The 20787-nt window shown below is 73.0% G+C and carries 18 protein-coding genes; 10 read left to right on the top strand and 8 right to left on the bottom strand.

Annotated features, from left to right (window positions below; translation table 11 throughout):
• Positions 1–12: 12 nt before the first annotated feature.
• On the top strand, positions 13–189 hold the full coding sequence (gene mmpA / locus ACIO3O_RS27165; RefSeq protein WP_401750154.1) for a morphogenic membrane protein MmpA: 177 nt from the start codon (positions 13–15) through the stop codon (positions 187–189).
• A 45-nt stretch (positions 190–234) separates the two neighbouring features.
• Here the strand turns inward: mmpA and ACIO3O_RS27160 are convergent, their stop codons facing one another.
• Positions 235–1410, bottom strand: a complete 1176-nt coding sequence (locus tag ACIO3O_RS27160; RefSeq protein WP_401750152.1) for a saccharopine dehydrogenase family protein — start codon at positions 1408–1410, stop codon at positions 235–237.
• Positions 1411–1555: 145 nt separating this feature from the next.
• Here ACIO3O_RS27160 and ACIO3O_RS27155 point away from each other — a divergent pair, with 145 nt between their 5' ends.
• From ACIO3O_RS27155 to ACIO3O_RS27135, 5 genes are read left to right on the top strand one after another with little or no spacing between them, the layout of a single operon-like run.
• Entirely contained in the window at positions 1556–2710 is a 1155-nt protein-coding gene (locus tag ACIO3O_RS27155; RefSeq protein WP_401750150.1) for a CaiB/BaiF CoA transferase family protein, read from the top strand.
• A gap of 22 nt (positions 2711–2732) precedes the next feature.
• Positions 2733–3758, top strand: coding sequence for an LLM class F420-dependent oxidoreductase (locus ACIO3O_RS27150; protein WP_401750148.1), 1026 nt, complete (start codon positions 2733–2735; stop codon positions 3756–3758).
• A gap of 14 nt (positions 3759–3772) precedes the next feature.
• Positions 3773–4915 (top strand): acyl-CoA dehydrogenase family protein, encoded by a 1143-nt coding sequence (locus tag ACIO3O_RS27145; RefSeq protein ID WP_401750146.1) that lies wholly within the window; start codon positions 3773–3775, stop codon positions 4913–4915.
• 47 nt (positions 4916–4962) lie between these two features.
• Complete coding sequence (locus tag ACIO3O_RS27140) at positions 4963–6177, top strand: acetyl-CoA C-acetyltransferase (protein ID WP_401750144.1); 1215 nt, start codon at positions 4963–4965, stop codon at positions 6175–6177.
• A gap of 41 nt (positions 6178–6218) precedes the next feature.
• Entirely contained in the window at positions 6219–8393 is a 2175-nt protein-coding gene (locus ACIO3O_RS27135; protein ID WP_401750142.1) for a 3-hydroxyacyl-CoA dehydrogenase NAD-binding domain-containing protein, read from the top strand.
• Positions 8394–8629: 236 nt separating this feature from the next.
• Here the strand turns inward: ACIO3O_RS27135 and ACIO3O_RS27130 are convergent, their stop codons facing one another.
• A complete protein-coding gene (locus tag ACIO3O_RS27130; RefSeq protein ID WP_401750141.1) occupies positions 8630–9370 on the bottom strand; it encodes a MerR family transcriptional regulator in 741 nt (246 codons plus the stop codon).
• Positions 9371–9567: 197 nt separating this feature from the next.
• Here ACIO3O_RS27130 and ACIO3O_RS27125 point away from each other — a divergent pair, with 197 nt between their 5' ends.
• Positions 9568–11376 (top strand): AMP-dependent synthetase/ligase, encoded by a 1809-nt coding sequence (locus ACIO3O_RS27125; protein ID WP_401750139.1) that lies wholly within the window; start codon positions 9568–9570, stop codon positions 11374–11376.
• A gap of 46 nt (positions 11377–11422) precedes the next feature.
• On the opposite strand, the gene ACIO3O_RS27120 is transcribed toward ACIO3O_RS27125, so the two are convergent.
• Positions 11423–12037, bottom strand: a complete 615-nt coding sequence (locus ACIO3O_RS27120) for an MBL fold metallo-hydrolase (RefSeq protein ID WP_401750138.1) — start codon at positions 12035–12037, stop codon at positions 11423–11425.
• A gap of 165 nt (positions 12038–12202) precedes the next feature.
• Between ACIO3O_RS27120 and ACIO3O_RS27115 the strand changes: the two genes are divergently transcribed.
• Entirely contained in the window at positions 12203–13114 is a 912-nt protein-coding gene (locus ACIO3O_RS27115) for a GlxA family transcriptional regulator (protein ID WP_401750136.1), read from the top strand.
• Here the strand turns inward: ACIO3O_RS27115 and ACIO3O_RS27110 are convergent.
• From ACIO3O_RS27110 to ACIO3O_RS27090, 5 genes are all read right to left on the bottom strand, one after another.
• Positions 13078–13314, bottom strand: coding sequence for a hypothetical protein (locus ACIO3O_RS27110; RefSeq protein WP_401750133.1), 237 nt, complete (start codon positions 13312–13314; stop codon positions 13078–13080). The two genes, ACIO3O_RS27115 and ACIO3O_RS27110, sit on opposite strands and share 37 nt — an antisense overlap.
• Entirely contained in the window at positions 13278–14045 is a 768-nt protein-coding gene (locus ACIO3O_RS27105) for a sensor histidine kinase (RefSeq protein WP_401750131.1), read from the bottom strand. Before ACIO3O_RS27105 ends, ACIO3O_RS27110 begins: the two co-directional genes overlap by 37 nt.
• Positions 14046–14286: 241 nt before the next feature.
• Positions 14287–15456 (bottom strand): NAD(P)-binding protein, encoded by a 1170-nt coding sequence (locus tag ACIO3O_RS27100; RefSeq protein ID WP_401750129.1) that lies wholly within the window; start codon positions 15454–15456, stop codon positions 14287–14289.
• Positions 15457–15552: 96 nt separating this feature from the next.
• Positions 15553–16185 (bottom strand): response regulator, encoded by a 633-nt coding sequence (locus ACIO3O_RS27095; RefSeq protein ID WP_401750394.1) that lies wholly within the window; start codon positions 16183–16185, stop codon positions 15553–15555.
• Positions 16186–16190: 5 nt separating this feature from the next.
• On the bottom strand, positions 16191–17396 hold the full coding sequence (locus tag ACIO3O_RS27090) for a histidine kinase (protein ID WP_401750128.1): 1206 nt from the start codon (positions 17394–17396) through the stop codon (positions 16191–16193).
• 110 nt (positions 17397–17506) lie between these two features.
• On the opposite strand from ACIO3O_RS27090, the gene ACIO3O_RS27085 reads away from it, so the two are divergent.
• Together ACIO3O_RS27085 and ACIO3O_RS27080 are read left to right on the top strand one after the other, a co-directional pair.
• Positions 17507–18280 (top strand): ABC transporter ATP-binding protein, encoded by a 774-nt coding sequence (locus ACIO3O_RS27085; RefSeq protein WP_401750125.1) that lies wholly within the window; start codon positions 17507–17509, stop codon positions 18278–18280.
• Positions 18277–20739: an ABC transporter permease gene (locus tag ACIO3O_RS27080; RefSeq protein ID WP_401750123.1), complete on the top strand. Its 2463-nt coding sequence runs from the start codon at positions 18277–18279 to the stop codon at positions 20737–20739. Before ACIO3O_RS27085 ends, ACIO3O_RS27080 begins: the two co-directional genes overlap by 4 nt.
• The last annotated feature ends 48 nt before the right edge of the window (positions 20740–20787 follow it).

The raw sequence follows: 20787 nt of genomic DNA, 5'->3' as shown, positions 1-20787 counted from the left end.
AGGGTGACCACCATGAGCATCAGCACGAGCGCACAGACCGCCCCCGCCCCCGCCGAGTACTTCGAGTCCGTCACCGTCCACCGCGCCGGACGCAAGCTGGCGGTGACGATGTTCGTCAGCGCACTGGCCATGCTGGGCTGGACCGGCGGCATGATCTACACGATCTCCGGCTGGATATCCGGGCACTGACCGTGCCCGGACGATCCGGAATGCCCCGGCCCCGCCGCCCCCGCCCTACCGCACCGCCGCCACCCTGAACCTGATCCCCGCCCCCTGCAACCGCTCCACCAGCGCATCGCCCATCGCCACCGCCGGGGTCACCTGCCCGGCCGTCCCGGGCAGTTCGTCGAAGGCCAGCGACAGCGCCGCCTCCGCGAGGATCTTCGCGGTCTCCCCGTACCCGGGGTCCCCGCCCGACACCTCCGTGTACACGCGCCGCCCGCCGCCCTCGCCGACGAACCGCACGCTGAACCAGCTCTTCGCCCGCAGCTCCGCGTCCGGCCCCGTCCCCGGCGCGATGAACGAGCCCAGCCACCGCCGCGCCGCAGGCACCTGCGCCAGCGCGACCACCGAGGTCACCGCCGCCGCCCCGCCGACCGCGACCGGCAGCCACTTCACCGCCGCGTAGTGCCGGTAGCGGAAGTCCGGACCGTACCGCTCCAGCGCGGCCGCCGACCGCTCCACCACCTGTGCGTCGATCGTCGGCAGCGGCACCGCCCACGCGCCCAGTTCACCGCTGCGGTGCGGCACCCCCAGCGGCGCGCCCACCCGCCGTCCGCCCTCGGGCCGGGGCTCGGCCTCGCGGCGCTCCCGCGCCGCCCGCAACATCTGCCGCCCCCGCCCCATCGCCCCCAGCGCGGAGGCGAACGTACCCCCGGAGAACCGCGCCCCGGTCCGCACAAAACCGTCCACCCGCAGCGGCACCCCCTCCGGCAGCTGCCGCACGGTGAAGTACGCGCCCAGGTCGTGCGGTACGGAGTCGAAGCCGCAGGAGTGGACCAGCCGGGCCCCGCTGCGCCGGGCCACCGCGTCGTACCCCAGGTACATCCGGTCCACGAACTCCGGCTCGCCCGCCAGGTCCAGATAGTCGGTGCCCGCCTCCGCGCACGCGGCCACCAGGCCCTCCCCGTACCGGAGGTACGGGCCGACCGTCGTCGCCAACACCCGGGTGCTGCGCGCCAGTTCCCGCAGCGCATCCGAGTCGGCGGAGTCGGCCTGCACCAACGAAAGTTCCGCGCACTCCGGCCGGGACTTCGCGAGCCGCTCCCGCAGCGCCTCCAGCTTGGTCAGGCTGCGGCCCGCGAGGGCCCATCGGCAGTCGGCGGGTGCGTGCTCGGCCAGGTAGGCGGCGGTGAGTTCGCCCACGAAGCCGCTCGCTCCGAAAAGCACGATGTCGTACGGACGCGGCATGCCGCTCCTCCAGGTGTCGGTGTACGTGCCCAGAAGGCACATCCAGAAGGCTAAGCGCTCGCTTGGCCAAAGGGCTTGTGCAGAGTGGAACACGTTCTTAGCATCACTGCTGTTACATCAGTTGTGTCACAGTGCTGGGGGCTTGATGGCAGGGACAGCAGGCACGAACGACAAATCCGCCGAAGGACCGCTCGCCGGAGTGCGCGTGGTCGAGCTGGCGGGCATCGGACCAGGACCTTTCGCCGCGATGTGCCTCGCCGACCTCGGCGCGGACGTCGTCCGCGTGGACCGTCCCGGCGGTGCCGGGCTGGGCGTGGCACCGGCCCAGGACCTCACCAACCGGGGGAAGCGCTCCGTACTCGTCGACCTCAAGGACCCGGAGGGCGCCGAGCGCGTGCTCTCCCTGGTCGAGCGCGCCGACATCCTCATCGAGGGCTACCGCCCCGGCGTCGCCGAGCGTCTCGGCGTCGGCCCCGACGCCTGTCTCGCCCGCAACCCGAAGCTGGTCTACGGGCGGATGACCGGCTGGGGCCAGGAAGGCCCCCTCGCCCAGCGCGCCGGACACGACATCGCCTACCTCGCCCTCACCGGCACCCTCGGCATGATCGGCAGGGCCGGTGAGCCCCCGACCGTCCCCGCCAATCTGGTCGGCGACTACGCGGGCGGCTCCCTCTACCTGGTCATCGGCGTCCTCGCCGCCCTCCAGCACGCCCGCACCCCCGAAGGGGCCGGCCAGGTCGTCGACGCGGCGATCGTGGACGGCGCCAGCCACCTCGCCACCATGCTGCACGGCATGCTCGCGGCCGGCGGCTGGCAGGACCGGCGCGGGGCGAACCTGCTCGACGGCGGCTGCCCGTTCTACGGCACGTACGAGACCTCCGACGGCCAGTACATGGCGGTCGGTGCGCTGGAGCCGCAGTTCTACGCCGAGTTCACCGCTCTCCTGGGCATCGCCGAGACCGCCCCCGACCGGGGCGACCTGGCCCGCTGGGGCGACCTGCGCGACACCATCGCCGCCCGCTTCAAGGAACGCACCCGCGCGGAATGGACCGAGGTCTTCGCGACCTCCGACGCCTGCGTCGCCCCGGTCCTGTCCATGCGCGAGGCCCCGCACCACCCCCACCTCGCCGCCCGCGCCACCTACGTCGAGCACGGCGGCGTCACCCAGCCCGCTCCCGCGCCCCGCTTCTCCGTGACGCCGGGCGCGATCGGCCGGGGGCCCGCGCTGCCCGGGGCCGACACGGCAGAGGTGGCCGCCGACTGGGACGTACCGAATCTGCTGAAGGGTGAGACCGAATGATGCCGAAGGGTGAGACCAACTGATGGAGATCTCCGTCCCGTTGAGCTACGCGGGCGACCCCCGCGAGGGCTGCGACCAGATCGCGGCCCTGGAGTCCGCCGGGCTCGACGCCGTCTGGGTCGCCGAGGCGTACGGCTTCGACGCCCCCACGATCATGGGCTACCTCGCCGCCCGCACCACCCGCATGAAGATCGGCGCGGGCATCCTCAACGTCTACTCCCGCACCCCCGCTCTCATCGCCCAGACCGGCGCGGGCCTGGACGCCGTCTCCGGCGGGCGGGCACTGCTGGGGCTCGGCGCGTCGGGGCCGCAGGTCGTCGAGGGCTGGCACGGCAAGCCGTACGACAAGCCGCTGGGCCGCACCCGCGAAGCCGTCGAACTCTGCCGCCGCATCTGGAAGCGCGAGGTCATCGACCACCACGGCATCACCGACATGCCGCTGCCGAAGGAGAAGGGCGGCAAGCTGGGCAAGCCGCTGAAGATCCTCACCCGTCCGGTCCGCGACACCATTCCCGTGTACGTCGCCGCGCTCGGCCCCGCCAACGTGGAGCTGACCGCCGAGATCGCCGACGGCTGGCTGCCCACCCTCTTCCTCCCCGAGAAGGCGGACGCGGTGTGGGGGAGCGCCCTCGCGGCGGGACGGGCCAAGCGGGACCCCGCGCTCGGGCCGCTCCAGACCGTCGCGGGCGGCATCCTCGCCATCGGCGAAGACGCCGCCGCAGCACGGGACGTGGCCCGCCCGCAGATCGCCCTCTACGTCGGCGGCATGGGCGCCAGGGGCAAGAACTTCTACAACGACCTCGCCGTCGCCTACGGCTACGAGGAGGAGGCGGCCACGATCCAGGACCTCTACCTCCAGGGCAGGAAAAAGGAGGCCGAGGCCGCCGTCCCCGACGAGTTCTGCGAGCTCATGTCGCTGTGCGGGCCGGAGAGTTACGTCCGCGAGCGCGTCGAGGCCTTCCGGGCGGCGGGCGTCACCATGCTCAACGTCGTTCCGGTCGGCCCCGAGCCCGCGAAGCTCATCGAGACCGTCAAGAACTGGCTCTAACAGAAGGTGTCATGATGAAGCGTCAGATCTTCACGGCCGAGCACGAGGCCTTCCGCGAGACCGTCCGCACCTTCCTCGCCAAGGAAGTCCTCCCGCACCACGAGCAGTGGGAGAAGGACGGCATCGTCAGCCGCGAGGCCTGGCTCGCCGCCGGGAAGCAGGGCCTGCTCGGGCTCGCCGTTCCCGAGGAGTACGGGGGCGGCGGCAACGCCGACTTCGTCTACAGCGCCGTCCTGGCCGAGGAGTTCACCCGCGCCGGGGCCTCCGGCCTCGCGATCGGCCTGCACAACGACATCATCGGCCCCTACCTCACCGACCTCTCCACCGACGAGCAGAAGCGCCGCTGGCTGCCCGGCTTCTGCTCCGGCGAGACCATCACCGCCATCGCCATGACCGAGCCCGGCGCGGGCTCCGACCTCCAGGGCATCCGCACCACCGCCGAGGACAAGGGCGACCACTGGCTGCTCAACGGCTCCAAGACGTTCATCTCCAACGGCATCCTCGCCGACCTGGTGATCGTCGTCGCCAAGACCTCCCCGGAGGGCGGCGCCAAGGGCCTCTCCCTCCTGGTCGTCGAGCGCGGCGCGGAGGGCTTCGAGCGCGGCCGGAACCTCGACAAGATCGGCCAGAAGGCCCAGGACACCGCCGAGTTGTTCTTCAACGACGTCCATGTCCCCAAGGAGAACCTCCTCGGCGAGCTCAACGGCGCGTTCATCCACCTGATGACCAACCTCGCCCAGGAACGCATGGGCATCGCCGTCGCCGCGATCGCCGCCGCCGAGTACCTGCTGGAGATCACCACCCAGTACGTCAAGGAGCGCGAGGCGTTCGGACGTCCGCTGGCCAAGCTCCAGCACATCCGCTTCGAGATCGCCGAGATGGCCACCGAGTGCGCCGTCACCCGAACGTTCCTCGACCGCTGCATCGTCGATCACCGAGACGGGGAACTCGACGCTGTCCACGCCTCCATGGCCAAGTGGTGGGCCACCGAACTCCAGAAACGCGTCGCCGACCGCTGCCTGCAACTGCACGGCGGCTACGGCTACATGACCGAGTACCGGGTCGCCAAGGCCTTCACCGACGGCCGCATCCAGACCATTTACGGCGGCACGACCGAGATCATGAAGGAGATCATCGGCCGGTCGATCCTCGGCTGACCCAGCCTTCCCCTTCGCCCCGCACCGTTTCCCGAAAGGCATTCGTCTTGAGCACCGAAGCGTACGTGTACGACGCGATCCGCACCCCGCGCGGCCGCGGCAAGGCCAACGGCGCCCTGCACGGCACCAAGCCGATCGACCTCGTCGTCGGCCTCATCCACGAGATCCGGGCCCGCTTCCCGGACCTCGACCCCGCCGCCATCGACGACATCGTCCTCGGCGTCGTCGGCCCGGTCGGCGACCAGGGCTCCGACATCGCCCGCACCGCCGCGATCTCCGCCGGGCTCCCCGACACCGTCGCCGGAGTCCAGGAGAACCGCTTCTGTGCCTCGGGCCTCGAAGCCGTCAACCTGGCCGCCATGAAGGTCCGTTCGGGCTGGGAGGACCTGGTGCTGGCGGGCGGCGTCGAGTCCATGTCGCGCGTGCCCATGGGCTCCGACGGCGGCGCCTGGTTCAACGACCCGATCACCAACTACGAGAACGGCTTCGTCCCGCAGGGCATCGGCGCCGACCTCATCGCCACCATCGAGGGCTACTCGCGGCGCGACGTCGACGAGTACGCCGCCCTCTCCCAGGAGCGCGCCGCCGCGGCCTGGAAGGACGGCCGCTTCCACCGCTCCGTCGTCCCCGTCCGCGACCGCAACGGCCTGCTGATCCTCGACCACGACGAGCACATGCGCCCCGGCACCACCGCCGACTCCCTCGCCGCCCTCAAGCCCTCCTTCGCGGCGATCGGCGACATGGGCGGCTTCGACGCGGTCGCGCTCCAGAAGTACCACTGGGTCGAGAAGATCGACCACGTCCACCACGCGGGCAACTCCTCCGGCATCGTGGACGGCGCGGCCCTCGTCGCCATCGGCACCAAGGAGGTCGGCGAGCGCTACGGCCTGACCCCCCGGGCCCGCATCGTCTCCGCCGCCGTCTCCGGCTCCGAGCCCACCATCATGCTCACCGGCCCCGCCCCCGCCACCCGCAAGGCACTCGCCAAGGCGGGCCTGACCATCGACGACATCGACCTGGTCGAGATCAACGAGGCCTTCGCGGGCGTCGTCCTGCGCTTCGCCAAGGACATGGGCCTCTCCCTCGACAAGATCAACGTCAACGGCGGCGCCATCGCCATGGGCCACCCGCTGGGCGCGACCGGCGCGATGATCCTGGGCACCCTCGTGGACGAACTGGAGCGCCAGGACAAGCGCTACGGCCTCGCCACCCTGTGCGTCGGCGGCGGCATGGGCGTCGCCACCGTCATCGAGCGCGTCTGAATCTCGTCCCGCCCCGCCACCCTTTACGGAGAAGCCAGAACATGAGCGAGTCCACCACCATCCGCTGGGAACAGGACGAGACCGGCGTCGTCACCCTCACCTTCGACGACCCCCACCAGTCCGCGAACACCATGAACCAGGCCTTCAAGGACTCCATCGCGGCGATCGCCGACCGCGTCGAGGCCGAGAAGGACTCCATCCGGGGCATCATCTACGCCTCCGCCAAGAAGACCTTCTTCGCGGGCGGCGACCTCAAGGACATGATCAAGGTCGGCCCGGAGAACGCCCAGCAGGCCTTCGACACCGGCACGTCCATCAAGGCCGCCCTGCGCCGCATCGAGACCCTCGGCAAGCCCGTCGTCGCCGCCATCAACGGCGCGGCCCTGGGCGGCGGTTACGAGATCGCGCTCGCCTCGCACCACCGCATCGCCCTCGACGCGCCGGGCTCCAAGATCGGCCTGCCCGAGGTCACCCTCGGCCTGCTGCCCGCGGGCGGCGGTGTGACCCGTACCGTACGCCTCATGGGCATCGCCGACGCGCTGCTCAAGGTCCTCCTCCAGGGCACCCAGTACAGCCCGCAGCGCGCCCTGGAGAACGGCCTGGTCCACGAGGTCGCGGCCACCCCCGAGGAGATGCTCGCCAAGGCCCGCGCCTTCATCGACGCCCACCCCGAGTCGCAGCAGCCGTGGGACGTCAAGGGCTACAAGATCCCCGGCGGCACCCCGTCCAACCCGCGCTTCGCCGCGAACCTCCCGGCGTTCCCCGCGAACCTCAAGAAGCAGACGGGCGGCGCGAATTACCCCGCTCCGCGCAACATCCTGGCCGCCGCCGTCGAGGGTTCGCAGGTCGACTTCGACACCGCGCTGACCATCGAGGCCCGCTACTTCACCGAGCTGGTCACCGGCCAGGTCGCGAAGAACATGATCCAGGCGTTCTTCTTCGACCTCCAGGCGGTCAACTCCGGGGCCAGCCGCCCGAAGGGCGTCGAGCGCCGCACGGTCCGCAAGGTCGCCGTGCTCGGCGCGGGCATGATGGGCGCGGGCATCGCCTACTCCTGTGCGCGGGCCGGCATCGAGGTCGTCCTCAAGGACGTCTCCCCGGAGGCCGCCGCCAAGGGCAAGGCGTACAGCGAGAAGCTCCTCGCGAAGGCGCTCAGCCGGGGCCGTACGACCGAGGCCAAGCGCGACGAACTCCTCGCCCGCATCACCCCCACCGCCGACCCCGCCGACCTCGCGGGCTGCGACGCGGTGATCGAGGCGGTGTTCGAGGACACCGGCCTCAAGCACAAGGTGTTCCAGGAGATCCAGGACATCGTCGAGCCCGACGCGCTCCTGTGCTCCAACACCTCCACCCTCCCCATTACGGGCCTGGCGGAGGGTGTCACGCGCCCGGTCGACTTCATCGGCCTGCACTTCTTCTCGCCGGTCGACAAGATGCCCCTGGTCGAGATCATCAAGGGCGAGCGGACCGGTGACGAGGCCCTCGCGCGCGCCTTCGACCTGGTCCGCCAGATCAAGAAGACCCCGATCGTCGTCAATGACTCCCGGGGCTTCTTCACCTCGCGCGTCATCGGCAACTTCATCAACGAGGGCGTCGCCATGGTCGGCGAGGGCATCGAGCCCGCGTCCGTCGAGCAGGCCGCCGCGCAGGCCGGCTACCCGGCGAAGGTGCTCTCCCTCATGGACGAGCTGACCCTCACCCTGCCGCGCAAGATCCGCCTGGAGACGAAGAAGGCCGTCGAGGAGGCGGGCGGCACCTGGCCCGGCCACCCCTCGGACGCGGTCATCGACCGCATGGTCGACGAGTTCCAGCGCCCGGGACGCAGTGGTGGCGGCGGCTTCTACGAGTACGGCGAGGACGGGAGGCGCACCCGCCTGTGGCCGGGCCTGCGCGAGCACTTCACCAAGCCGGGCACCGAGATCCCCTTCCGCGACATGCAGGAGCGGATGCTCTTCTCCGAGGCCATCGACACGGTCCGCTGCTTCGAGGAGGGCGTGCTGACGACGGTCGCCGACGCGAACATCGGCTCCATCATGGGCATCGGCTTCCCGGCCTGGACCGGCGGCGTCATCCAGTACATCAACGGGTACGAGGGCGGCCTGCCCGGATTCGTCGCCCGCGCCCGCGAGCTGGCGGCGGCCTACGGCGACCGCTTCGAGCCGACGGCGCTGCTGGTCGAGAAGGCGGAGAAGGGCGAGAAGTTCACGGACGCGTGAGCGGTTCTGGGGTGAGGGGGCGTGACAGGGCGCCGGGAACGGGTCGGACCCCTTCCCGGCGCCCTCGTTGCCACGGCCAGGACCGGATGCCGGGCCCGTGGGCGGCGGCCGTTGAGGGCGATGGTCTCGCGCCGCGCACGTGCGGGGGACCGAGCCGCCGGAGGTGCGGCACCGCCGGTGAGGGGCGACCGGATGGTCCCGGCCCGTGCGTCCGTGAGCCGGACGCACGGGCGTCCCTAGCGTTCCTTGTCCACGAACGCCGCCCGCAGCTCCTCCTTCAGCGACCGCTGGAACGCCGTGACCAGGGCCTGGAGCACCATCGGCTGCATGTGCGCGGACAGCGACTTCATCGCCTCCACGTGCTCCGGGTCCGACTCGCGCTCCCGGTACGGGCTCCACACCTCGTCCCGGAACAGGCGCGTCAGCTCGCGCGCCGCCGAGCGGGTGTGCTCCATCAGGATCGTGCGGGCCGCGAGGATCGTCTCGTGTGCGATCGGTACGCCCAGCAGCTGCACGCCGAGCGCCAGCAGCCCCGGGTCCACCCGGAAGGTGTCCGGTTCCTCCGCGCGCTCCAGGACGCTCATGGCGGCCAGCCGGTCGATGTCTACGTCCGACAGCGGGCCGCCCGCCCGGCGCTCCAGCTCCGCCCGCGTGGCGAGCTCCGCCGAGTCGGGCGCCCAGGAGGCGACCACCGCGCGGTGGATGGCGAGGTCGTGCGCGCTCAGGTCCGGCGGGAGCTGCTGCAGATACCGTTCGATGGCCGACAGGGTCATCCCGTGGTGCTGGAGCTCGTCGATGAGGGCGAGCCGGGAGAGGTGCTCGGGACCGTAGTGGCCGACCCGGCGCGGGCCGATCGTCGGGGGCGGGAGGAGCCCCTTGGTGCTGTAGAAGCGGATGGTGCGGACGGTGACGCCGGCCCGCGCGGCCAGTTCGTCGACCGTGAGCGTCGGCTCCCCGGTACCGGTGGTGGTCGTCATGCAAGTGCCCCGTTCCTCTGACCGTCCGACCGTCCCGCTGGCGCCGGTCCGTGCTGAGATGCAGTGCAACAGTATTGCTGTCTCACCATCGTTGTGAAAGCCTCCCTCCCACGTCCAGGCACGACGCACAGGCACGACGTCCGGACAAGGCCCGGTGGATTCGACGCGACCGACGTCGACGACGACACGAGGCGGTCATGACCACGATCCTGCGACTTCCCGCCGACCCGGCAGAACTCACCCTTCCCGCCCTGCTCCTGCGCAACACCGAGGACCACGGTGATCTCCCCGCGCTGTCCTGGCGCACCGGCGACGGCGGCTGGACCACGCTGACCTGGCGCGAGGTCCGCCGGAAGACCGCCGTCCTGGCCGCCGGGTACGCGGCACTCGGCGTGCGCCGGGGCGAGCAGGTGCTCATGATGATGGGCAACCGTCCCGAGCACTGGCTCAGCGATCTCGCGCTGACGCACCTGGGGGCGATCCCGGTCTCCGTGTACGCAACGGCCGCCGCCGAGCAGGTCGCGCACATCGTCCGGCACAGCGGGGCCCGCTTCGCCGTCATCGAGGGGGCGACCGAACTCCCGCGCTGGGAACCCCTGTTGGGGGATGCGTCGAACGCACTGGAGAAGCTCGTCGTGGCGGAGGCCGCCGAGGCGGGACCGCACCGCACGTACGGCTCGCTGCACGCCTCCGGGGGCCGCCTGTACCAGCCCGACGCCTTCGAGAAGACCTGGCGGGAGACCCGTGCCGAGGACGTCCTCACCGTCGTCTACACCTCAGGGACCACCGGCGACCCCAAGGCCGTACCGATCACCCACCGCATGGTGGTGAGCAACGCGCTCTCGCTCGACACGGTGGTCGACCTCCCCGACCACGTCGAGCACATCTGCTACCTCCCCTTCGCGCACATCGCGGAACGCGTGCTCGGCATCTACCTGCCCGTCTTCCGTGCCTCGCACGTCCACCTGTGCGCCGACGTCACCGAAGTTGCCGCCACCGTGAGGGAGTTGCACCCCGCGCAGTTCTTCGGCGTGCCCAGGGTGTGGGAGAAGATGGCGGCGGGCGTACGGGCCGCACTGGCCGGTCTGCCCGAGGAGCAGCGTGCCGCGATCGAGCGGATGGGGGAGACCACGCGTGCCCACATCGCCGTGCGCGAACGCGGCGAGCCCGTACCGCCCGAGCTGGAGGCCGCGTACGCGGAGGCCAGGCAGGGGCTCGCGCCGCTGCTGGCCCTCGCGGGCTTCGACCGGCTGGTCTGGACGGCGAGCGCGTCCGCGCCGATGCCGCTCGAAGTCACCCGGTTCTGGGCGGGGTTGGGCATCGCGATCATGGATGCGTGGGGGTTGACCGAGACGGTCGGCGTCTGCACCGCGAACAGCCCCACGGACGGGTTCCGGCTGGGGTCGGTGGGCCGTCCGCTCGACGGCCTGGAGCTCAGGATCGCCGACGACGGCGAGATCCTGGTGCGCGGCGAGACCGTCTTCCGGGGCTACCTGCGGCCGGACGGGACCCGGGAGGAGGCGCTCGACGCGGACGGCTGGTTCGCGACCGGCGACATCGGGCGGATCGACGACGACGGCTTCCTGTGGCTCACCGACCGCAAGAAGGAAATGATCGTCACCTCGACGGGCAAGAACGTCTCCCCGGCCCTCGTCGAGAACACCCTCAAAGAACACCCCCTGATCGGCCAGGCCCTGGTCCACGGCGACGGTAAGTCGTACGTGGTGGCCCTGCTGGTGCCGGACGCGGAGGTGCTCCCGGCGTGGGCGGCGGCGCGCGGCATCGAGGGCCCGGTGACGGCGGAGCATCCGGCGGTACGGGAGGAGATCGCGCGGGCCGTGGAGGCGGCGAACGCGCGCCTCAACCGTACCGAGCAGGTGAAGCGGTACCGCGTGCTGGCCGACGAATGGGGGCCGGACAGCGGGGAGTTGACGCCTTCGCTGAAGCTGCGGCGCAGGGCGATCAGGGAGAAGTACGGGGCGGAGATCGAGGCGCTGTACGCCTGAGCGGGGTGGCCGCAGGGGGCGGCCCCGTGCTTGCCGCCCCTTCCCGCTAGAGCGGCGCGTTCTCGTCCGCCGGGAACGGGGCCCCGTGGCCCGGCACGATCACGTCCGCCAGGGCCAGGACCCGCTGCCGCGAGCGGCGCAGTTGGTCCTGGTCGGGGGCGACCGGGTCGACGACCGGCCCGTTGGGCCGCCACCACAGGTCGCCCGCGAAGGCCACCACGCCGGATGCCGTCCCCGCCAGGAGGGTGATGTCCTCCGCGCTGTGCCCCGGAGTGTGCAGCAGGCGCAGCGCCGGGGTGAGCGCGTGGCCCTCGGCGTCGCGGTCCGTCCACTGGTTGCCGTCGTACACGGCCTTGTGGTCGTGCACGCGGGCACGGGGGAAGAGGCCCACGTTGAGGATGTTGTCCGGGTGGTGGTGGCTGAGGATTACGTCCGTGATGTCGTCCGGGCCCAGACCGAGGGTGGCCAGCGGGCCCAGGATGCTGTCCCGGCCGGGCACCATGCCCGGGTCGAAGATCACGTGCCGGTCGCCGTCGGAGACGTACGAGACGGTGGCGGCGACACCGGGGCCGGTGGAGAGGGTGTAGCCGGTGTGCAGGACGGTGTAGGTGGCGGTGCGGGCGAGAGGGGTTTCGGTCTGTGCTGCGGTCGTTGTCGTCATGCCCGCAAGCATTCCGGGCCCGGTCGGGCCGTACGAGTGGCCCTTCTGCCAGTGATCGCGGGAATCGTGCCAGACTGGGGAACCATGGAGGCTCAAGAGGCGGAATCGGCAGCGGAGTCGGGGCCTTTCCTTCGGATTGCGGCGTATGCGCCGTCCGGCGTCGGCATGCTCGCCGTGGGAGTGGTCGCGGAGGTCTTCGACCCGCGGCCCGGACTGCCGGTCTTCGACTTCGCGCTGTGCACGGAGCGACCGGGCCAGGTGCGGACAGACATCGGAGTGCCGGTCGCGGTGGGGGAGGGGCTGGACCGGATCGCCACGGCGGACCTGGTGCTGGCCCTGCCCTGGGCGGACTTCCGTACCCCGCCTTCGGACGCGGTGCTGGACGCCTTCGCCGCGGCGCACGCGAGGGGCGCGCTGGTCGCCGCGCACTGCGTGGGGGTCTTCGCGCTGGCTGCGGCGGGGCTGCTGGAGGGGCGCCGGGCCACGACGCACTGGCGGTTCGCGGCCCTGCTGGCGGGCCGGTATCCCGGGGTGCGGGTGGAGGCGGACGATCTGTACGTCGACGAGGGGGCGGTGGTCACCGGCGCGGGGGCGGCCGCCGGATTCGACCTGTGCCTGCACCTGGTGCGGCGTGAGCACGGCGCGGCCGTCGCCAACGCGGTGGCCCGCGACCTGGTGCTGCCGTCCCACCGGGAGGGCGGGCAGTCCCAGTACCTGGCGGCCCCCGTGCCGGAGGAATGCGCGGACGGCAGGCTGGCGGACGTACTGGAATGGGCGCGCGGGAACCTCCACGAGCCGTTGTCGGTGGCGGACCTGGCGGGACGGGCGCTGATGAGCAGGCGCTCGTTCGCACGGAGGTTCACGGCGGCGACGGGGACCACGCCGCACGCGTGGCTGGTGGGGCTGCGGCTGAGCGCGGCGGAGGAACTGCTGGAGACGACGGACCTGCCGGTCGAGGAGATCGCGCGGCGGGTCGGGTACGGGAGCGCGGCGGTGCTGCGGGAGCAGTTCGTACGGCGCAGGGGGGTGCCGCCGAGGTCCTACCGGAGGTCGTTCGCGCGGAACGCGGGGCTGTAGCCCGGGGGGTCCGGCAGGCTCAGGGGGACCACGTCCGGCCGCAGCCGCAGCGCCAGTTCGACCGCTTCGGTTCCGTCGGCCGCCTCGCCCAGCACCGTGATTCCGGGTTGCAGGGCGAGCAGCGTGCGCAGACCGCTGCGGGTCACCTCGTCGTCGTCCGCGATCAACAGACCGACGCAGGAGGGGGAGTCGCCGCCCATGCCGCCACCCGCAGCGGCAGCCGGACCGCCAGCCGCCAGTGCCGCGCACCGTGCGGGCCGGCCTCGAACTCGCCCTGGAGCAGCCGCACCCGCTCGGCCAGGCCGGGCAGACCGTGCCCGGACGTGGGGAAGGAACGCGGCCTCCTCGGGGCGCACTCCCCGGCGGTCGCATCCGTGCCGGTCCTGTTGCGCACGCCGAGTTCGAGTCCTTCGGGTCCGGCGGCCACCCGGACCTCCACCACCCCGCCCGCTCCGTGCCGCAGCGCGTTCGTCAGCCCCTCCTGGAGGATGCGGTAGGCCGCGCGGGACAGCGTCCCGTGCACCTGCGCCCAGTCGCCCGACAGCTCCTGCTCCACCACCGTGCCCGTGTGCCGCAGCCGGTCGAGGAGTTCGGGCAGGTCGGCCAGCGTCCGGGTCGGGGCCGCGTCCGCCCGTTGCTCGCGCAGTACGCCCCGTACGTAGTCCAGGTCCTCCAGCGCGGCACGCGTCGAGTACTCGATGCTGCGCAGGGCGGCCCGTGCCGCCACCGGGTCCGCGGAGAGCACCTCGCCCGCCACCGCGGCCTGGATCGTGGTGGCCGTCAGGGTGTGGCCGATCGAGTCGTGCAGCTCGTGCGCCAGCCTGTTGCGCCCGGCCAGCTCCTGCTCCCGCAGATCCGCCAGCGCGAGCCGCTCGCTGGGGGAAGGCCCCAGCAGTTTCGGCGCCAGCCACCGCAGTGCACGCGTCTCCACCGCGCACACCGTCGCCGCGAACGCAGGCAGCAGAACGCCACCACCCAGTTCTGCGGGCCGCCGTCCGCCCGTACCGTCCGGCCGAACAGGCTCAGCCCCGCCTCGGCGTCCAGCCAGTTCCCCGGCGGGGTCACCCCCGCGAGGACCAGTACGCCGCTGACCACCGCCCCCACCCGGCCCAGTGCCACATGCAGCAGCAGCCACAGCGGCGTCCGCCACGGGCCACGTCGGCACCCACCGTTCAGGCACGGGCCGGGTCGACGCCCGTCAGGGCCCGTACCGCACCCCTGCCCGCCTCCACCCCGCTCAGCATCGCGATCTCCCCGCGCATCCCCGGCGCCGCCACCATGTCCCCCGCCAGGAACACCCCGTCGCCCCGCTCCACCGCCGGGCGGTCGCGCCACGTCAGGCCCGGCAGGTCCAGGGCGCCCGTGCGGCCCTTCGCCGTCGCCGTTCGGCTCCATGTCGTCCGGGTCCGCCACTCCGGCACCGTCAGGTCCGCCAGCGCCTCCACCCGGCCGCGCGCCGACGCCAGGCTCTCCCCCTCCCGTATCGGCATGTCCAGCTGGAACAGCGACTCGCCGCGCGGCGCGACCGTCGGGTCCTGCATCGAGTACGACTCGTGGAACCCGCCCCCGTCCAGGTCGAACGCGATGAACCGGTCCCGCCGGTCCGAGCGCACCGCCAGGTCCAGCAGCACGCAGTGCCCGCTCTCCCAGGTGAGGGACGAGTCACCCAACAGGCGTCGCGCGGCGGCGAGTTCCGTCGCCACGACCACCGGCCGGTCCGAGGGAAGCTCCGTCACCCGCTCGCCCCGATGCACCCGCACCCCCAGCTCCCCGGCCCGCGCCTCCATCCTGCCCAGCACCGCCTGCCAGCCGCCCACCACCCACCGCACCGTCGGCACGGCCGGCGCGAACACCCTGCGGAACAGCTCCCACACGAAGGCCGCCGACAGCCGCCCCGTGTCGGCGTCGTACGTCACCGCCGAGATCGCCCGCGCCGCCGCCCGCGCCGCCTCCTCCCCGTACCGCTCCGACGCCCACGCGTGGAACGTCATGTCCACCGGCGCGCTCGCGGGCCGCCCCGGCAGCACCATCCGCAGCATCCCGGCGGGCGGCGTCGCCCGCAGCCTGCCGTCCCGTACGAAGCCGAACTTCAGGTCGCGGACCGGCGGCCGGCCCAGCTTCCCCACCAGGTCCCGTCGCACCAGCCAGTCCCAGTGCGGCAGATCGGCGTAGAAGACGTGCGCCCCCTCGTGCGCCACATACGGTGCGGGGGTCGCCCTGCCCCGCCCGCCCAGCGAGCCGTGGGCCTCGTACAGATCGACGCCCACTCCCGCCTCCGCGACGGTGATCGCCGCCACCAGCCCGGCGATCCCGCCCCCGACGACCGTCACGTTCCCGCTCATCACGAACCTCCTTCGCAGGGGCCCCGTGCCCCTTCGACCACTGGACGAACGCCACCCCTGCGAATGTGACATCGGGGTAGGCGGGTGCCCGAGTCGTCAGCCCCGGAGGTAGGCCAGCACCGCCAGTACCCGGCGGTGGTCGTCCGGGGCCGGCGGCAGGTCCAGCTTCTGCAGGATGCCCGCGATGTGCTTGGCCACCGCCGCCTCCGTCACCACCAGCGCCCGCGCGATCGCCGCGTTCGACCTGCCCTCCGCCATCAGGCCCAGCACTTCCCGCTCGCGCGGCGTGATCCGCTGGAGCGGGTCCCGGCGGCGGGCGAGGAGCTGGCGCACGACCTCCGGATCGACGACCAGGCCGCCGTCCGCGACCCGCACCAGGGAGTCCACGAACTCCTCGACGTCACCCACCCGGTCCTTCAGGAGGTAGCCGGTGCCCGCCCCGTGCCGGGACTCCAGCAGCTCCTCGGCGAAGGTCTGCTCGACGTACTGGCTCAGCACGACGGCCGCCAAGTGGGGCTGCTCCCGCTGGAGTTCACGCACCGCGCGCAGGCCCTCGTCCCGGAAGCCCGGCGGCATCCGTACGTCCGCCACCACCAGGTCGGGGCGGTGCTCCCGCGCTGCGGCGACCAGCGAGGGGCCGTCGCCCACGGCCGCCGGGACACTGTGCCCGAACCGTTCCAGCAGGCCCACCAGTCCCTCGCGCAGCAGCACCGCGTCCTCCGCGAGCACGATCCTCAACTGCCGCACGGCCCCTCCTCGGTCGACTCCACCGGTATCTCCACGCGCAGCCGGGTCGGGCCGCCGGGAGGGCTCGACAGCAGCATTCTGCCGTCGACCGCCGCGACCCGGTCCGCCAGGCCCGTCAGCCCCGATCCGGCCGCCGGGTCCGCGCCGCCGCGCCCGTCGTCGTACACCTCGATCACCAGCATCGGGCCGGCCCGGCGTCCGGTGACGCGGCACCGGGTGGCGGCGCTGTGCCGGGCCGTGTTCGTGAGCGCCTCGCAGATCGCGAAGTACGCGGCCACCTCCACCGACTCCGCTGTGCGGGCGGGCAGTTCGAGGTCCACGTCGACCGGTACGGGGGAGCGCCCCGCCACGTCCCGCACCGCGGCGGGCAGCCCCCGCTCGGTCAGCACCTGCGGATGCACGCCCCGGATCAGCTCGCGCAGCTCCGACAGGGCCTCCTTCGCCATCGCGTGCGCCTGGGCGACCTCCCGGGCGGCCCGCGAACCGGCCGGGAGGTCGAGCCCGGCCAGGCCCAGCTTCATCGTCAGCGCCACCAGGCGTTGTTGCGCGCCGTCGTGCAAGTCCCGCTCGATGCGCCGCCGTTCGGCCTCGTACGCATCGACCAGGCGCGCCCTCGAACGGCGCACCTCCGTCAACTCCACCTCGTCCGGGGCCAGCACGGCACGGGAGAGCGCACCACGTGCACCCGCCCACGCCGTGATCGGGTACGCGGCCACCGGCAGCAGCAGCACCCCCGCCACCGGTCCGCCGATCGACGCCCACAGCACGGCGTCGGGCTGCCAGGGTGCCAGGAGGAGTACGCCGGGAATCCCCAACGCCACGATGGTCAGGGCGAGATCGGCCCAGCCGACGGCAAGGACCGACACCGCCCCGTAGCCGAGGCCGCGCAGTCCGGCGGGGGTGCGCAGGCCCTGCCGGGCAGGCCGTGCCTCCGGGTCGACCAGCCGCAGCCGCCACCGCTCCAGCGGCCCCGACACCAGCGCCGCGAAGCCCGTCACCAGGAGTGCGCACACCACCGTCACGCCGAGGCCGATCCGGCCGCGGGCCGCGAACAGGCCGCCCACCGCCAGCCAGGTCCCCACGCCCAGCGCCCCGCCGGACAGCAGATGGGCCAGCGAGCGCCAGGGCCAGGGCGAACGGAGGAAGCCCAATGGGTGGCGGGTCAGCGCCTCCAGCACGGTTCGGGTGATCATCCGGCCGACGATAGCCCGGGCGGGACGCATGGGCACTAGTGCTGGGTGTAGTGCGAGGACTAGCGCAGCGGCCCATGTGCCGTGCGCCGCCCGCCGGTTGACTTCCCGGCATGCCAACGACCACACACCCCGCACCACGATCCGCACTCGGCGAACGGCCCGTGGAGCTGACCTCCGTCACCAAGCGGTACGGCACCGGCGAGCGCGCCGTGACCGCGCTCGACGACGTCACCCTCTCCTTCGCACCCGGCACCATGACCGCCGTGATGGGGCCCTCCGGATCGGGCAAGTCCACCCTCCTCCAGTGCGCCGCAGGCCTCGACCGGCCCACCAGCGGCAGCATCGCCCTCGACGGCACCGCCCTCGAAGGGCTCGACGAGACGGCCCTCACCCTGCTCCGCCGCGACCGTGTCGGCTTTGTCTTCCAGGCCTTCAACCTGGTCTCCGCCCTCACCGCCGCCCAGAACGTCGCTCTCCCGCTGCTCCTGGCCGGACACCGCCCCGACCCGGCCGCCGTCACCGCGGCCCTCGCCGAGGTGGGCATCGCCGACCGGGCAGGGCACCGGCCCAGCCAGCTCTCCGGCGGCCAGCAGCAACGCGTCGCCCTGGCCCGCGCCCTGGTCTCCCGGCCCGCCGTGCTCTTCGCCGACGAACCCACCGGCGCCCTCGACACCCACACCTCCCGGGCCGTGCTCGCCCTGCTGCGCGGCCTCGTCGACCGGCACGCCCAGACCGTGATCATGGTGACGCACGACCCGGCCGCCGCCTCCTGGGCCGACCGCGTCGTCCTCCTCGCCGACGGCCGCGTCGCCGACGAGATCACCACCCGCTCGGGCGCCGAGGCCATCGCCTCGCGCATGGCGGTACTGGAGGAGCAGGCATGAGCCGCCGCCGCACACCCCGGTCAGGGGCGGCCACCAACCCCCTCACCCTGGCCCTCGCCTCCGTCCGCGAGCGCCGCACCGCCCTCGCCGGGTCCTTCCTCGCGCTGTGCCTCGGCGTCGCGATCCTCACCGCGAGCGCGCTGATCCTGCTCTCGGGCGGCAGCGGCGTGCCGGAACGCTATGCGGGGACCCCCGTCCTCGTACACGCCCCGAAGGGAGCGGCCACGGACGGTGCGTTCCTGGACCGGCCGCCCTGGTCGCCGCAGCGCACCGAGCGGCTCGCCCGGGACCTGGCCGCCGTCCCCGGGGTGCGCGAGGTGGTGGCCGACCGGTCCTTCCCCGCCCAGGCGGTACGGGACGACGGGCGGCCGGTGGGGGAGCAGAAGGCCGGGGCGCGGGAGGGGCACGGGTGGTCGAGCGCGGCGCTCGCTCCGTACGCCGTCCGGGAGGGGCGTGCCCCGATGGGGCATCAGGACGTCGTCGTGGCAAGAGAGTTGGGACTTGCCGTCGGTTCGCGGATCAGACTTGTCACCGCCGAGGGGCCGGAACCCTTCACCGTCACCGGAACCGTCGACGGACCCGGCTACTACGTCACCGACGCCCGCGCCGCCGCCCTCTCCGGCGGGGTCCGCGTCCTGGGACTGCTCACCGACCCCGGCGCGGACCGGGCGGCGGTCGCGGCCGCCGCCGCGAAGGCCGTGGGCGCGTCGGGCACCGTACTGACCGGTGACGGGCGGGAGGCCCTCGCGCCCGTGCAGGACGAGCGGACCCGGTGGATCGGCGCGCAGGTCCTCGCCGCGATGGCCGCCCTCTCCGGCTTCGTCACCGTCTTCGTCGTCTCCTCCACCTTCGCCTTCTCCGTCGCCCAACGCCGCCGCGAATTCGGCCTGTTGCGCACCGTCGGCGCCACGCCCGGGCAGTTGCGCCGCATGCTGTACGGGGAGGCGCTCGCCGTCGGCGCCGTGGCGGCCGGGGCCGGGGTGACCCTGGGGGCGGTGCTCGCGCCCGCACTCGGAGACGTCCTGGTCGACGTGGGATTCCAGCCGGAGGGCTTCGCGGCCCGCATCCAACTCCCCGTACTGGCAGGGGCGTTCGCCGTCGGACTGCTGGTCGCCCTGGCCGGAGTCTGGGCGGCGGCACGCCGGGCCTCGCGCACCGCGCCGCTCGACGCGCTGCGCGAGGCGGCCGTCGACGAGCGGCCGCTGTCCAGGGCGCGGCTGCGTACCGGAATCGGCTGCACCGCGCTCGGCTGTGCGGCGGCCTTCGCCATCGCGCTCGGCGACCCCACCGACATGGTCAGCTTCGCCCTGCTGACCGCCGTCGGCCTGATCACCGGGCTGGCCCTGCTCACCCCGGCCCTCGTCCCCCCGCTGGTCAGGCTGGTGACCCGGCCGTCGGACCGGCGCGGAGGGGCCGTTGCGCTGCTCGTCAGGGAAGGGATGCTGACGGCGGTCCGGCGCACCGCCTCCACGGTCGCGCCGGTGCTCGCCACCATCGGCTTCGTCGTCCTGATCACCGGGAACACCCAGACCTCCGCGCAGTCCTACCGCACCGAGGAAGCCGTGTCCGTACGGGCCGAGGCCGCCGTGGTGCCCGACCGCACCCCGGGCCTCAGCGACGCGGCCGTCGCCCGCGTCCGGGGAGCCGCGCTCCTGCCGACCACCCTGCACACCGCCGACGCCACGCTCACCGCCGCGGGCATCGACCCCGGTCCCTTCACGGGCGTCAACCCCCGGCTCACGGTGCTTTCCGGGTCCCTGGACGCCCTGCGCGGCGCGGACACCGTGGCGGTGGGGGAGTCCGTGCGCCGGACCCTGGGCGCGGCGACCGCCCTCCGCGCCACCTTCGAGGACGGGCGCACGGTCGCCCTGCGCGTCGTGGCGGTGCTGGACGACCGTTCCAGCCCGTACCAGACCCTGCTGAACCGGGCGACGGTCCGCGCGCACGACCCCTCCGCACTCACCGAGGTCGTCTACCGGACCGGCCCGCCGAGCGACGTCACGGGGGGCCGCGAGATCTCCCTCGCCGCCCACGCGGGCAGCGCGGACGCCGAGGAGGACCGGCTGGTGTGGGTGTTCACCCTGCTCCTGGTGGTCATGTCGGCCGGGTACACCGCGATCGCCGTCGCCAACACGCTGCTCATGGCGACCGCCGACCGGCTCGCGGACTTCCGGGTGCTGCGGCTCGCCGGGGCCACACCGCGCCAGGTGCTGTGGACGGTGGCGGGCGAGACCACCTTCGTCGTCGCCCTCGGCACCCTGCTGGGGGCCCTGGTCGCCCTTCCCTCCCTGCTCGGCATCAGGGCGGGACTGACCGCGCTCCTCGGCATCGAGGTCGACCTGGTGATCCCGTGGACCCCGGTCCTGGCGGCGGTCGTCGGCTGCCTCCTCCTCGCCCTCGCGGCCGGCGTGCTCCCGGCACGGGCGGCGCTGCGGACGGGGGCGGCTGGGGTCAGGTAGGAGGCCGGGCGGGGGCCGCCCGCATCCGGTGCGTGCCGCGCCCAGGGA

The sequence above is a fragment of the Streptomyces sp. NPDC087440 genome (assembly GCF_044744005.1).
GTDB lineage: Bacteria > Actinomycetota > Actinomycetes > Streptomycetales > Streptomycetaceae > Streptomyces.
Note: the sequence above shows the minus strand (reverse complement) of the source record. Positions and strands in the feature narration are given on the sequence as shown.

Bases quoted from the DNA above. Each gene is read 5' to 3' on its own strand.
- ACIO3O_RS27090 (WP_401750128.1), bottom strand. From the start codon at position 17,396: ATGATCACCCGAACCGTGCTGGAGGCGCTGACCCGCCACCCATTGGGC.
- ACIO3O_RS27120 (WP_401750138.1), bottom strand. From the start codon at position 12,037: ATGACGACAACGACCGCAGCACAGACCGAAACCCCTCTCGCCCGCACC.
- ACIO3O_RS27125 (WP_401750139.1), top strand. From the start codon at position 9,568: ATGACCACGATCCTGCGACTTCCCGCCGACCCGGCAGAACTCACCCTT.
- ACIO3O_RS27160 (WP_401750152.1), bottom strand. From the start codon at position 1,410: ATGCCGCGTCCGTACGACATCGTGCTTTTCGGAGCGAGCGGCTTCGTG.
- ACIO3O_RS27155 (WP_401750150.1), top strand. From the start codon at position 1,556: ATGGCAGGGACAGCAGGCACGAACGACAAATCCGCCGAAGGACCGCTC.
- ACIO3O_RS27115 (WP_401750136.1), top strand. From the start codon at position 12,203: ATGCTCGCCGTGGGAGTGGTCGCGGAGGTCTTCGACCCGCGGCCCGGA.
- ACIO3O_RS27100 (WP_401750129.1), bottom strand. From the start codon at position 15,456: ATGAGCGGGAACGTGACGGTCGTCGGGGGCGGGATCGCCGGGCTGGTG.
- ACIO3O_RS27130 (WP_401750141.1), bottom strand. From the start codon at position 9,370: ATGACGACCACCACCGGTACCGGGGAGCCGACGCTCACGGTCGACGAA.
- ACIO3O_RS27145 (WP_401750146.1), top strand. From the start codon at position 3,773: ATGAAGCGTCAGATCTTCACGGCCGAGCACGAGGCCTTCCGCGAGACC.
- ACIO3O_RS27110 (WP_401750133.1), bottom strand. From the start codon at position 13,314: ATGGGCGGCGACTCCCCCTCCTGCGTCGGTCTGTTGATCGCGGACGAC.
- ACIO3O_RS27135 (WP_401750142.1), top strand. From the start codon at position 6,219: ATGAGCGAGTCCACCACCATCCGCTGGGAACAGGACGAGACCGGCGTC.
- ACIO3O_RS27085 (WP_401750125.1), top strand. From the start codon at position 17,507: ATGCCAACGACCACACACCCCGCACCACGATCCGCACTCGGCGAACGG.
- mmpA (WP_401750154.1), top strand. From the start codon at position 13: ATGAGCATCAGCACGAGCGCACAGACCGCCCCCGCCCCCGCCGAGTAC.
- ACIO3O_RS27080 (WP_401750123.1), top strand. From the start codon at position 18,277: ATGAGCCGCCGCCGCACACCCCGGTCAGGGGCGGCCACCAACCCCCTC.
- ACIO3O_RS27150 (WP_401750148.1), top strand. From the start codon at position 2,733: ATGGAGATCTCCGTCCCGTTGAGCTACGCGGGCGACCCCCGCGAGGGC.